The sequence below is a fragment of the Pseudobacteroides sp. genome (genome assembly GCF_036567765.1).
Lineage (GTDB): Bacteria > Bacillota > Clostridia > Acetivibrionales > DSM-2933 > Pseudobacteroides.
Genome location: NZ_DATCTU010000112.1, coordinates 116,856 through 130,918, shown reverse-complemented (window position 1 = coordinate 130,918; position 14,063 = coordinate 116,856). Strand labels below are relative to the sequence as shown.

Genomic DNA, 14,063 nt, shown 5'->3' with positions numbered 1-14,063 from the left:
TCGTAATATTTTTAAAGCAATATTTGTTAATAATCGAAAAAAATCCATCTTATTATTAATACTTTTTGATACATGCATTCCATGTTACCTAATTAATATTATTTAGTATAAACAACCTTTAGTATGATTATTGACAATTCGTATCCATTATAAACATCAATTTGAAAATATTGGTGAGATAACCCTAATTAAAACAGGTGAGATATAAACTTCCATAAATATACCTGCTATCATCACCATTGTTATAAATACTGTAGAAAAGCAATATGATATAAGGTTGCTCTTTAAACTTTCTTTTGAAATTCTCTTTATTGACTTATTCTTTATTATGCTAAGTGAAAATTTTATCCCATTAACCCCTAAAATAATTATGCATGGCAGTAATATTATTTCTTTGAGAAGCAATGAACTTATAATAAAAATAACACCTTTTATACCAAATGTCTGTATTAAGAGCCCTGAGCCAAAACCCGTTAGAAATCCCCTTATCCCAACGAATACAAAAATAAAAGGAATACCTATTATACACACGCCAAGCAACCAAATAACAACAATTTGCTTTATGTTTTCCATTAAAGAAACCTTGAATAACTCTGCATTATTTATGTCCTGTTTATCAAACAACTGCAGAAATCCTTGAAAATAGTTCTTTAGCTCTTCTCTTTGAATCACCGTCAATCCATTTACTGTAAAAGCACCTATTGTCACTCCAATTATAAAAGCAAGCAAAAGTAAAAAGTAAATGCTTGAGTTGGACTTTATGTGTTTTACAAAAGCACCTTTTGCATTAGAAAACAATTCTTCGCCTCCTTCTACAATTCCATGGCTTATTAACTCCTTATATTGAATTTTATGCAACAAAATTTCAAAAAATTACAATCCACATATAATGTAAACCTAATGTTTTTAAATATTTTTTATATATTTGATAAGCACATTTAATATAGAAAAGAGCTTCCGCCCACAACCCGGAAGCTCTTGCAATGTTCTTGCTAAATAGTTTTATATGTTAAAACTTAATGTCTCCTTTAATTATCTTATCCGCCATCAGAACACCCACAATTGTTTTTGCATCGGTAATCTCGTGGCTGAGTATCATGTCAACAAGCTTATTGATTTGATATTTTTCACATGCTACGAATTCATCCTCATCAGAATGTGCTTCCCCTTCTTTAAGCCCTCTTGCCACATATAAGTGGAGTACCTCGTTACTGAATCCCGGTGCACTGTGGATACTTATAAGGTGCTTTACTTCATCAGCTGCAAGGCCGGTTTCTTCGCTCAATTCCCTGACAGCACAGACCTTGGGATCTTCTCCGTGATCAAGTTTCCCGGCAGGCAATTCAAGGGTAGTTTTTTCAATAGGCTTCCTGTACTGCCTAACCATATATATTTCTCCGTTATCTGAAATGGGTATTACTACAGACGCCCCAGGATGCAAAACTACGTCCCTGGTTGCTTTTTTTCCATCAGGCAAAACTACCTCAAGAGTTTCAACATCAATAATACTTCCTTTATATGTATGTTCTCTTCCTATGGTTTTTTCCTCAAAATTCATAATCTCCACCTCATTAGTCTCGTTTATTTTGGTTCTTTTTAATTTCTCCGGTTGCCAGTTTGTCGCATCTGTTATTGTATTCATTATCGCTATGCCCTTTTACTTTAATCCATGTAATCTTATGAATGTAATTTAGCCTGTCCAATTCCTTCCACAACTCTATGTTCTTCACTTGTTCCTTGCTAGAGTTAACCCAGCCGTTCTTCTTCCAGATTATCAGCCATTTCTTTTCAAACCCATTGATAAGATATGCACTGTCACTGTAGAGTTCAACTTCACAAGGTTCTTTTAGCCTTTTTAAGGCTTCTATTGCAGCGGTCAGTTCCATTTTGTTGTTGGTGGTATCTTCTTCGTAGCCTGAAATCTCCATCTCCTTCTCGCCATACTTTAGTATAGCTCCCCAACCGCCGTTTCCAGGGTTACCTGAGCATGCACCATCTGTGTAAATAATAACCTTCTTCATTAAGACTCCTTATTTATATCTTTTGCATACTGCTTTCCAATTTCCCTTGCCCTTTTGGTACATTCATTCATAGCATCAATAATAGCATATCTGAATCCGTTTTTCTCCAAGGTACTTACCGCTTCAATGGTGGTGCCGGCTGGAGAGCACACCTGGTCTTTAAGCTCTCCAGGGTGTTTACCTGTTTCAAGTACCATCTTTGCTGAACCAAGCACTGCTTGTGAAGCCAGTTTGTATGCCAGATTTCTGGGAATGCCCGAAAGCACCGCTGCATCAGCCATAGCCTCAATAAACATGAAAACATATGCAGGACTGCTGCCGGTGAGGGCCGTCACCTCGCTCATAAGCTTTTCGTCCAGTACTTCCACTTTCCCCATTGTTTCAAACAAAGGAAGAACCAACCCCAAGTCATCCTTACTTATATTATTGTCAAATGAAACCAGTGTCATACCTTCCCCAACAAGGGCAGGAGTGTTGGGCATGGTTCTGATTACCTTTTTATCACTGCCTAATATCCCTTTATACAGGCTTATTGGCAAACCAACGGCCACTGAAACAAGTATTTTATCACTATTGAAGCTTTCCTTACAGGCATCCAGTACGATTTTAACCAGATTGGGTTTAACAGCCAAAATTATTAAATCCGACTTTTTAACAATCTCACCAGCAGATCCCAGCACATTTATGCCTGTCTCACTTTTTAACGTATTTACCTTATCGGTATCAACATCAAAAATATATATATTCCCAGGCTTAATAAGCCCCGACTTGGCAATGCTCTTTACCATTGCGGCACCCATATTTCCGGCACCAATAAATCCCAAGCTAATATCCATAAGTTCCTCCTTAAGTTATGCAGCTCAATTATACTTTATCTGTAAATGATTTAATTTCCTTTAATATAATATCACAATTCTACCTAAAATCCAGATGAAAAAATAAATATTATTAAAAAGATTATAATACCCATTGACATAATCGCTTACCTGTTTTATAATAAATTACGTCACTTGAAGGGGAGTAGCGCAATTGGTAGAGTAGCGGTCTCCAAAACCGTCGGCTGCAGGTTCGAGTCCTGTCTCCCCTGCCAAAAGTCCCAAGGGTTTTCACCCTCGGGACTTTTTTATTGTCTAGAAAATTACGGCGTACTTAATACCACAATTCTCCTACTTTTATCATCATTCATACCTATCAAAATACTATATCTGCAGTTTGAGTTTTTGCATCCCATTTAATACTGCAGCCAAGTTGGCTGAAAACAGCTCTAAGCGGAACACAGAGTGAATCCCCCAAATAACTTGGAAAATACGGAAGTTTTACAGACCTTCCGTTGACATCCATGATTAAATTGTTAGGCTTTATCTTTATAGTTGTCTGGTCTTTGGTAACAACAGCTTCTTTATTTAAGGAATCCCAATTAACTGTACATCCAACCAATTCTGAATAAAATCTGAGAGGTACTATAACATAATTGTGTTCAATTTGGGTAAACGGATAATAATTAGTCAAATTCATCTGCGGTACTAAAGTTTGAGTCCAGAGTGAATAGTTTTTAAAATTAATGGATATTACTTTGCCACAGTAGATAGAAGTTTCTGCGGATATATTTTTTTCCAACCCGTTTTCAAATACACCCTTTACAAGATAGGTATATTTTTGTCCGTGCTGAACTTTTGTATCAATATATTGTATTTCCGACAAGGGTTTATTGTTCAAAGGCTTTGAGTCCCATGTACCTGATGCACTTTTCCGGTATACATTATATCCTGCTATTCCCTCTTGAAAACTTTCATCCCATAAGAGACTTACTTTATCCATACCGCTATTAATACGGATATTTCTCAGACCATACACATCACCATTGGGCCATCCACCGCTTAAAGGTTCCCATATACTGTACCCCCAAAGCTTCCAACTGCCCTGTACAATTTCGGCATCACTTGAAATGTACAATATAATATCGCCTGTATACTCCTTACCCGTTTTTTCACATATTTCTTTAAATGTACCTGTTATTTTATATCCTGAGTCAATACCTTCCACAGTTCCTTCAATATAACCATTGTTATGATCATAGTAACCCCTAATATGATATCCAGCTCGAGCTAAGGTAAAATTCCAAAAATCAGCAAAGTATAGACGTGGAATAACATTCAAGGGATCTTCCACTGTTTTGTCCACAAAAGTTTTTGATACGCTGATTAATTCTTTATCATAAATAACAGAGTTTGGGTTACCATTAATAAAAATTCTAGCATTGTAAATACCTTTATTTGAAGGTACTATTACCTTCATCTCTCCTTCTGTTTTGTACCATAGAGACTTTGAAAATTCGCCAATGTTGATTGTTGCGGGCACATCCTTTGGTAAACCGGAATATTTTACTGTTATTTCTTCGCAGGGATTTAGTGTATGTTTATCTACTTTTAACTGAATATTATTATATGTTGTTATGTATAGTTCTTTTGGCATTGGCAGTTCTATCTGACTAGCTGAACTGGATATATGGTTAACCGGAAACATTGAGGTTACACAGACTGCAATAAGTATTGCTAACAATGATTTTATTTTCATAAGCCACACCCTTCTATATATTATTTAGATAAAAACCGCTTCAAGTTTAATGTGTTTATAAAATTCTCATAGCTGCTTATACCATATATTAGGTGTTTTGGCAACATTTTATACCTGCTAAAAAAATATGGTGCCTAGATATATGAAAAGCTATTAATCCATTACACTTTTCACAAATCGAGACACCATAGCTCACTATAATACTATTTTATTCCTAACAATTGTGTCAGTATTTTCCAAAATCCAAATCACTGAGTGTCAGAGTCTTTTTTCCCTTGCCCTTTATAGTCTTTGGAGAGTCATTTGCATTCCTTCTTGGCTGCACAGCTTCAGCTAAAGAACCGGAATTATGACTTCCCCTCAGCCTGAACCTTGCCATGTTGTCATTGAGAAGCTTTGCCTGCATCATTAGCTCTTCACTGGCAGCTGCACTTTCTTCCGCTGTAGCAGAATTTATTTGTATTACCTTTGAAACCTGTTCAATTCCAATGTTTATCTGTGTAATTCCGCTTGCCTGTTCATTGGAAGCAGTTGCAATATCCCCTACAAGACCTGCAACCTTTGTGGAGCTTTCAACTATGCTGACAAGAGAAGTTGCTGTTTCATTGGCAATCTTGGTTCCGCTTTCAACCTTTTTTATGCTGCTTTCTATGTACTCGGTTGTTTCATGAGCAGCATCTGCACTTCTTGCAGCCAGGTTTCTTACCTCTTCAGCAACTACAGCAAAACCTTTACCATGCTGTCCCGCTCTTGCCGCTTCAACAGCAGCATTTAATGCTAGAATATTGGTCTGGAATGCAATTTCATCAATAACCTTAATTATCTTTGATATATTTTCTGATGCATCATTTATCTCTTCCATGGCTTTTAACATATCACTCATTCTTTGATTTCCTTTTATCGCATTTTCTTTAGCTTCAAGGGCAAGTTGATTTGCAAGTGATGCATTTGTAGCATTCATCTTTGTTTGATGTGCAACCTGGGTTATGCTGGATGAAAGCTGCTCAGTCGAGCTGGCTTGTTCAGATGCTCCTTGCGACAGCTGCATACTTCCCTCTGACACATGTGTTGAGCCATTGGCCACCCTTTCAGATGCATTTCTTATATCGCCTATAAGCTTGTTCAATTCTCTTATTATTGAGTTTATAGAATCTGATATGTGCCTAAAATCACCATCATATTCTCTTACCTCATCTATATCCATATTTCCTTCAGATATTTGTTTTAACACATATGATATCTCGTCTACAATACCCTTCAGATTAAAAATTGTTGTGTTCACTGAATCTGAAAGTTTTGAATATTCACCCTTATATTCATTTTTCATCAACACACTTAAATTACCCTTTGCAACTTCACTCATAACGCCTGATATATCATTCATAGGCTCAACTATGGCATCAAGAGTGGAGTTTATACCTTCAACTATTTTTCTGAATTCTCCATGGTGCTTTTGACTATCAGCTCTAGTACTTAGCAAACCGGACATTGCTGCATCTGTCAGGGTTTTGGTGTCTAATACCATCTCATGCAATGTGTTTTTTAATTTGTCCATACTTTTTGCTAAGTTATCTTTATCAGACCTGACTATTATTTTAACATCCAAATTACCTTTGGCAATTTCCCAAGCCGCATCAGTCTTGAGCTTGATATCATTTGTCATTTCCATGAACGCTTTTTTAAGTCGCCCAACCTCGTCCTTTGAATCCAAATTAAAACTTATCTCCGTATCCCCCATGGAAATCCTTTCTGCTGCCTCAGTAAGTTCATTTATCGGTCTGGAAATCCTATTCACAAGTAAATATGTGAAAATAAGGATTCCTAGAAATATAAGAAAGTCTATTATGAGGATTGCGATTATATTTCTGTTTTTATCGCTTGAACTTATTTTTATTATTTCTTCGGTCCCGGAATCTATCATTTCTCCGATGAGGTTCATAGCCTCCCTGGCTATATTGAAATCATTATCGTTAGCCGGAGGTTTAACTTCCCCTGAGTTCATTGACACAATAGTAGCATCCTTCCAAGTATTGAAGTCCTTTGCATATTCATCAAAGTATTGATATATAAGTTTACCGTTTTTATCCTTATATGTACTCCAAAAACCATCATCCAGCGGGAATTTGCTTCTAGCATTCAAAACACGCTCTGAAGCTTCCTGCGTATTCTGTTCAAAGCTTTCTTTATTTTTTTCCTTATCCTTCATAGCTGAACTTTCATAAAAAAACATCTTCGAGGCAAGCATTGCCTGGTACATATCACGATCAGCATTTAAAACAAGTGATATGGCTTCATAGTTTTGTTTTTTTATTTTGTTATCCATATTGCGAAACATTGAATTAAGGCTCAGAGCTGCAAGCAGTGAAATAAAAATCATCGCCAATAATGGTACTGAAACTGTAAAAAACAATTTTGACCTTACAGAAAAATTCTTAAACATTATTTTCCTCCTCATTTTTTAGTTTTATTTGCAAATCATAGTTAGCTTCTAGTAATATATCGGCTATTTTTTTAAAATTCATAGAAATAAAAAACACTTTAAATCCCAAAATAGATTTAAAGTGTTTTTTATTTACTATATTAAAAATGCTAAATATACTAACAACTATTAATCAATAATCTGCAGAAGTCTTTGAGAAATGCCTTGAAACGACAATAACATCGCTCATATTAACAGCACCATCCAGATTCAAATCAGTGTTAATGTTATATAGTGCACTGCCGGATATTGAATTAAATGCTTTTGCAATCTCCAAAATATCCGACATATTTATAGAATTGTCCTGAACTCCATTTTTTATGATGTCACCGGCCCACATCATTATAGGAGTCTGAGAGTTACTAAGCTCAACATTTTTATTAATGACAACATTCTTTATTTCTCTATATAGATAGTTGGCTTTGCTTATCTTAACTATCTGAGAAGTCGCACTACTTGGAACTCCTGTTATCTCAAAATATCCGCTGCTGTCTGTTAGAGCGCTTTTCCCGGTATCTGCAATCTCAACTTTGAAACCTGACTTTAAAGCTGCTGCTGCAGATGCAGAAATCTGCAAATCAGGCAATATATAGCCTGAAACCTTATACCCTGTGCCTGAAGGTGTAGCAGAAGAGCTGGGCGTAGGTGTCCCTGATTTAGTAGGCGTTGGAGGTGCCTCATCCGGCCCTTTACCAAAGACTATTTCGTCGCCTAAGAACAACGGACACTTTTCCGTTATAACATATTCATCTCCAAGACCTTCCCTGCTATAATCATTTTTTGCATTCCAATTACCCTTGAAATTTTTATCCTGTGCTGCAACAAGGGCAAATTGTATTTCACGGGAAGCATATATTTGCCTTCCCTGCCAATCAAATTCAACATAATATGTACCCTTATCATCATGCTTAATAAGACCTGAATATTTTGCTTTTCCATCAAAGCACTTTTCATTTTCATCGTAATATACTTCCATATGAACATCGTCAATGGACTGACCTGCACTTAACAATTCGCTGATATTAAAATAATAGCGTACCTTCATACCAGTCTCGTAACGAGGAGGATATGCACTTTCATTATGGATACGAAGGGTAATTTGTGATCTTTCATTATTTTCCTGGCTGGTACTTACTTTAGCTTCCACAAAAAACTCCAATGGTCTGGTTTCTTTTGGCGGGAAATCCGGTACCGGTTTATGACCCTCTCCATAATAAGTATAAAGCCCTGCACAAGCACCCACAAAAGCAGCATTATAGTCGATAGCTACTTCGTTATAAATAAAATCAGATGTTATATCCTTATGGAAGTCTTTTGCATCTGGCCCTCCAACTAAAGCACCCCATAAAGTATGTACCTGGTCTTTAGGATTATCCATATTAAGCGTTTTAGAACCATGGGATGCACGATGATGCGGATGTGAGGCACTATTGGGTGCATAGCCAACAATATAGGCTCTATCCATTGGATTGTTTCCCATTATATATTCCATTTGATTCTTTGACCAATCAGTAAAAGCAGTGTTTCCAGTACATTTTCTATATACCATTGCACAAAGCTGGGCAGCTGTATTGTATCTGGCAGAACCGTATGGGTTTAACATACTGAATCCTGCAGGGGTTTTTGCAAGGAAGTTGGTGTCCTTGGGATTTTCGTGGCCAGCTCCGGACCAATATTCCAGATTCCATCTAAAAATATACCAATCTCTTTGGGTATTTGTTATCGGTGCAAGTTTTGCAAATACTCCGCCCCATACAGTATCCCAGCAGTGAACCCAAATGTTCTGCCAATCGTTGCCTGTATCAATGATAATTCTCTGCATGTAACCTGTATATTTTCCACTTGCATCAGTGGCTACAATATGATCTATGTATTCCTTTTTTCCTGTTGCTATATTAAGCCAGACTGCAGCCCAGGACATTTCGTCGTAATCATAGGATGACATGTAATATTCATCAGAATACCCTAGTCCTCTATATTTCCTTGCAAAATCATATAGTGCAATGGCCGTATCGAGACATTTCTTCGCATATTCCGGGTCCTCATCTTTAAAATTCAGATAGTTAATGGCAAGGGAAGCTGCTGCACCGGCACATTGGTCACTCGCAGGTTTCTCAGAAGTAGCAAAATATGCAGGTCTTTCAAAGTCCTTAATCATTTTTGAGTTTTGAAGTTCCGGCGGATTCCACCAGTCATGGTCTATATCACCTTCTCCTACCACATAACAGAAAGCGATAACATTACCGTCTTTGTCCCTGAATGTGGATCTAAGTAAATAATCGTTAAACCATCTGAGTATATCTTCAATATGTGCTTTTTCACCAATTTTTATATATGCGTCTCGAAACTCGTAATACCCCCAACCTACAGTTGAGGCTGCATAAGTTTGTGGAAGACCGAACTTAACGTGATCTCCAGCATCATGCATACCACCGCTCAAATCCAATGAGCCGTTCCCATCGGGATCGAGTATTGACCTATATTTGTCTATAAAGCTTTGAGACAAGTTTGTTCCCCTAAAACTTTCTGTCAAGGGAATCAACGGTAACTCCTTATCCTCCACATGACAATCTCCACGCCATTCGAGACGACCACCTGTTATACCTGGCCCACATTTATTTGCATCATAGAAATAAAGTGAAAGCTGAAGAGCCTTCGCAAAGTTGTACTCGGGTACAGCATTAGCCCTTAATGGAATGCAGATTACTGAACTTATCAAAAAACTGAGACTAAGAAGTGCAACTAAGCTTTTCTTTAAAAAAACTTTCTTCGCCATATAAATTTGCTCCCCCTAAAATTATTTAAATATTTGCAAAATATAATTTTACATACTTAATCTAATCATATGTTTATTAATCCTAAGAGTCAATTGCTGTGATTGGCTTTAATTAATAATAATTGTCCTAATTCTTACATTTATCTATAAAAATCACGACAACTAATAAAAAGAACTGAGAAGCATATAAGCCCTCAGTTCTTAGAATCTTGCACTATTTTGATCGTTATATCTTATTGAAAGCTATTATTTAAATCTATTCCTTCTTAAGAAAGTAGGAATATCAAGCTCATCACTCTGACTTGAATTGTTATAATTGCTAGCTGCAGGCTGTTGCTTTTCGTTTGCAGGCGGATTAGCCACATTTCTTTCCTGCTGTCTTTCTGAGCTTCTGTCAAAAGAAGGCTTTTCCATCTTTTTAACAATAGGCCCCTTGTCAAACCCTGTAGCAATCACAGTTATAAGAATCTCATCCTTCAGGTTTTCATCAATAACAGCACCGAATATAATATTAGCATCAGGGTCAGCAGACTGCTGAACCAACTCTGCTGCAGTATTTACTTCAAACAGCCCAAGATCGGCACCACCTGTAATATTAAGAAGAACCCCGCGTGCTCCATCTATGGATGTTTCCAACAGAGGACTATGAATGGCTTGCCTTGCTGCTTCCTCAGCCCTGTTTTCACCTGCTGCCCTACCGATACCCATATGTGCTATACCTGTGTTGAACATAATTGTCTTAACATCGGCAAAGTCAAGATTAACAAGACCCGGTACGGCAATAAGGTCGGATATACCCTGCACACCCTGTCTCAAAACATCATCAGCAATTCTGAATGCATCTACTATGGATGTCTTCTTCTCAGCTACCTGCAAAAGTCTGTCATTTGGAATGGTAACCAGAGTATCCACTGTAGATTTGAGGGTTTCAATCCCCCTTTCAGCATGCTGCATTCTTTTTCTTCCTTCAAACATAAAAGGCTTTGTAACAACACCAACTGTCAAAATTCCCATTTCCTTGGCAATCTGAGCTACCACAGGTGCCGCTCCTGTACCTGTTCCGCCACCCATACCGGCTGTAACGAATACCATATCCGCACCTTTTATAGCTTGAGCAATTTCATCCTTGCTCTCATTTGCTGCCTTTTCACCGATTTCAGGATTGGCACCTGCACCCAAGCCCTTTGTCAGTTTATCTCCAATCTGAATTTTTGTATTTGATTTTGACAAAAACAATGCCTGCTTGTCTGTATTAATTGAATAAAACTCAACCCCACGGAGTCCGGCAGTTATCATCCTGTTTACAGCATTATTTCCTCCACCACCTACTCCAATAACTTTTATCTGAGCAAATTGTTCGAGATCAATATCAAACTCCAGCAACTTTAAGTCCCCCTTCTTTTTTCATTGGTTAATAAATAAGAACTAGTAAGAAACAATAAACTTATCTATATCATTTAAATGTAATTTTTCGTCGATTAATATAAATCATGAAATCATACAAAATAATAATAACTCATTATTGGGCTTAACGCAATATAAGCATTTTTATTTTTATATTATATAACAATTTTTCTATAATGTATATCGTAAATAAGAACTCATTTGTTATAATATTCATGTAAAAAATTTTAAAATTCTTTTTATAACATTTTGTTCCTTTTTCTGGGGTTTCTGCTTATGGTGCTTTACCTCACTGCCATATGCATTTCCTTTGCTGTGGGAACCTACATATTTTACAATCCCTGCTGCAGTATAGTATTCAATCTTTGAAACGGTATCAGACTTTTGCGATGCAACTCTTGCCGGCAAACCGAAAACTTCATTAGCCAGCTCCCTTCCTCCGTCTACATAGGATATACCTCCACCAGTAAGAACAATTCCTGCAGGAAATTCTCCTTTAATCTGACGTTTTTCAAGCAATTCCTTGCACAAAGAGAATATCTCAAAAACTCTTGCTTCTATTATTTCTACTATTTCAGAAACCTTAACGTTTTTCTTTTTATTTTCATCAATATCTATAACAGTAACTTCCTGGTCATTTTTAATAAGAGAAATGAGGGCCAGCTCAAATTCCCTTTTTAACTTTTCAGCTTCGGAATATGGGATTTTAAGCCCGATTGCCACATCATTGGTAATATGATCCCCGCCAACCGTTATACATTCATTGAAAATCATGTTCTTGTTCTTAAAGACAGATATATCGGTAATCCCTCCTCCTATATCAATAAGAATAACTCCCATTTCCTTCTCATCCTGTGTGGGAGCTAATTGACTGGTTGCGAGAGCTTCTACAATAAGGCCGTCTGTCTTCAGGTTTGCCCTTTCCATACTCTTGACAATATTCTGGACAGAAGTTATTTTGCCTGTAATAATGTCAGCATCCACTTCAAGGGAGAGACCGGCCATTCCTACAGGATCGATAATCTCATCATAACCGTCAACAATAAACTGCTGGGGAATAATATCGATAATTTCTCTGTCATCAGAGATATTTATACTTCTTGCAGCATGAAGGACCTTGTCCACATCTTTACCAGTTATCTCACGGTTATCATTTGATATGGCAAGTCTTCCCCTGCTTTTAATTATTGAAGTATGTACACCGTTGATGCTTACATACGCAGAACTGATTTTAAGACCTGCTGCTGCTTCTGCCTTCTGAACTGCTGATCTGATACTGGAACATGTGCTTTCTATATCAACAATAACACCTTTTTTAACGCCATTACATTGCTCCATTCCGTGGCCAAAAACTTCCAATTCACCTGTTTTGCCAACCTGGCCAATAACAGTACTCACCTTCGAAGTGCCGATATCTATGCCAACGATAATGTTTCCCACTTATGAAAACCTCCTATAATAATAAAAAGAACAGTTATTTTAAAGCTGCACCTTATAATAATCTAGATACTAAATGGAAATGTCAAAGAAATAAAATTAATTCATTTTATATATTATCTTTTTTTGAATATTTATTCAATAGAATTCTGCGAATAATTGCAAAATTTAAAAATAATCTGTTACCAAATGCGAATATTGCTGCTAAGTAAATCTGAATGCCAAGCTGATCTCCAATATATGCCAATGCAGCTGCCAATAGTGCATTCATGAAGAAGCCCGAAAGAAAAACCTTCATGTCAAATTTGCCTTGCATAGATGCAGCAATCCCTCCAAATACAGAATCCAGTGCTGCTAATATAGCCACAGCAACATATGTCGAATACTGGTAAGGAATTTGAAACGGCACAAAAACTCCTATTATTATCCCTGCTAATATACCAATAAGTGGCAGCATATTTTTCCTCCTTGTTTTTTATTTCATCTTAAAATTATACTTCCGATCATCATTATATTCCAGATATCCTTTATCTGTTTTTTTAAGTTTGTTAAAATATATATCCCTTATAAAATCCAATCTGTAACCAATATCTTCAAGATCACCAAGGTCAGCTAAAATTCTGTTGTCAAGCTCTACTTTAATTCTGAAGGGATCACCTACATCAATTTTTGTAATAAGAGGATTCATCTTAACGTTATTATTTTCATCATACTTTGGTATTTCTTCCTGCAGTCTTTTTATATATTTAATGTAATCAGGATCCTCCGCCTTTAAGGCTTGTCCTAACTTATGGGCTTTAAATGCTACTCCTTCTACATAAATAACACTTTTAAACGGCTTATCCGACTCCTCAAGAACATGCCCATCTTCATCTATAAGCAAAAACAATCCATTTCGGCTTATATAAAACATGGGACATCTTTCTTCTATTTCTATTCTGACAGTATTAGGAAGGCAAAACATAACCTTTGCCTTCTTTGCATACGAGAAGCTTTTTATAATACTATTTTCTTCTTTTCCATATCTAAAGAAAAAATAATTCTTTAAACTGTTTCCGACCTTCTTAAAACCATTGCTTCCTACCTGAATTTTTGCAACAGATATAAGGGCTTCGGAATTTATAACGTGGTTTCCATAAACCTCTATTGCTGTTATATTGAATAAAGGAGATAAAGCGAACAGTACTAAAGATACTATAAAGAGAACAAAAAGAACAGTTCTTCTGATTGCCTTTATCCTTTTCTTGTTATTCTTTTTGATTTTCTTTTGTTTCTTATTATCAAGCCCACTGTCTTTTTTAATCCTTCGTAGTTTCAAAGTTCCTACCCCTTACTGCATAATTATATACTTTTAATAGAAATAGTATTCTCT

General features: G+C 36.5%; 11 protein-coding genes and 1 tRNA gene. 1 reads left to right on the top strand and 11 read right to left on the bottom strand.

Going from position 1 to position 14,063, the window contains the following annotated elements:
* Window positions 1–156: 156 nt before the first annotated feature.
* The 4 genes from spoIIM to proC all read right to left on the bottom strand — a co-directional run bounded on the left by spoIIM (window position 157) and on the right by proC (window position 2,857).
* Window positions 157–798 carry a stage II sporulation protein M gene (spoIIM, locus tag VIO64_RS18355; protein ID WP_331920942.1) on the bottom strand — a complete coding sequence of 214 codons (642 nt, stop codon included), beginning with the start codon at window positions 796–798 and terminating at the stop codon, window positions 157–159.
* 211 nt (window positions 799–1,009) lie between these two features.
* The gene (locus VIO64_RS18350; RefSeq protein WP_331920940.1) at window positions 1,010–1,558 is read right to left on the bottom strand and encodes an NUDIX hydrolase; all 549 of its coding nucleotides are present in this window, start codon (window positions 1,556–1,558) and stop codon (window positions 1,010–1,012) included.
* A gap of 13 nt (window positions 1,559–1,571) precedes the next feature.
* Entirely contained in the window at window positions 1,572–2,021 is a 450-nt protein-coding gene (gene rnhA, locus VIO64_RS18345; protein ID WP_331920938.1) for a ribonuclease HI, read from the bottom strand.
* Complete coding sequence (gene proC, locus VIO64_RS18340) at window positions 2,021–2,857, bottom strand: pyrroline-5-carboxylate reductase (RefSeq protein WP_331920936.1); 837 nt, start codon at window positions 2,855–2,857, stop codon at window positions 2,021–2,023. Before proC ends, rnhA begins: the two co-directional genes overlap by 1 nt.
* A gap of 178 nt (window positions 2,858–3,035) precedes the next feature.
* Between proC and VIO64_RS18335 the strand changes: the two genes are divergently transcribed.
* A tRNA-Trp gene (locus VIO64_RS18335) sits at window positions 3,036–3,111 on the top strand.
* Window positions 3,112–3,212: 101 nt separating this feature from the next.
* Here the strand turns inward: VIO64_RS18335 and VIO64_RS18330 are convergent.
* From VIO64_RS18330 to VIO64_RS18300, 7 genes are all read right to left on the bottom strand, one after another.
* Window positions 3,213–4,595 (bottom strand): copper amine oxidase N-terminal domain-containing protein, encoded by a 1,383-nt coding sequence (locus tag VIO64_RS18330; RefSeq protein ID WP_331920934.1) that lies wholly within the window; start codon window positions 4,593–4,595, stop codon window positions 3,213–3,215.
* Window positions 4,596–4,821: 226 nt separating this feature from the next.
* A complete protein-coding gene (locus VIO64_RS18325; RefSeq protein WP_331920932.1) occupies window positions 4,822–7,035 on the bottom strand; it encodes a methyl-accepting chemotaxis protein in 2,214 nt (737 codons plus the stop codon).
* Between the two features lie 172 nt (window positions 7,036–7,207).
* Window positions 7,208–9,850 (bottom strand): glycoside hydrolase family 9 protein, encoded by a 2,643-nt coding sequence (locus tag VIO64_RS18320; RefSeq protein ID WP_331920930.1) that lies wholly within the window; start codon window positions 9,848–9,850, stop codon window positions 7,208–7,210.
* Window positions 9,851–10,096: 246 nt separating this feature from the next.
* Window positions 10,097–11,233 (bottom strand): cell division protein FtsZ, encoded by a 1,137-nt coding sequence (gene ftsZ / locus VIO64_RS18315; protein ID WP_331920928.1) that lies wholly within the window; start codon window positions 11,231–11,233, stop codon window positions 10,097–10,099.
* A 234-nt stretch (window positions 11,234–11,467) separates the two neighbouring features.
* Window positions 11,468–12,694 (bottom strand): cell division protein FtsA, encoded by a 1,227-nt coding sequence (ftsA, locus tag VIO64_RS18310; protein WP_331920926.1) that lies wholly within the window; start codon window positions 12,692–12,694, stop codon window positions 11,468–11,470.
* 106 nt (window positions 12,695–12,800) lie between these two features.
* Window positions 12,801–13,148: a small basic family protein gene (locus VIO64_RS18305; protein WP_331920924.1), complete on the bottom strand. Its 348-nt coding sequence runs from the start codon at window positions 13,146–13,148 to the stop codon at window positions 12,801–12,803.
* 18 nt (window positions 13,149–13,166) lie between these two features.
* Window positions 13,167–14,009, bottom strand: a complete 843-nt coding sequence (locus VIO64_RS18300) for a hypothetical protein (RefSeq protein ID WP_331920922.1) — start codon at window positions 14,007–14,009, stop codon at window positions 13,167–13,169.
* Between the last annotated feature and the right edge of the window lie 54 nt (window positions 14,010–14,063).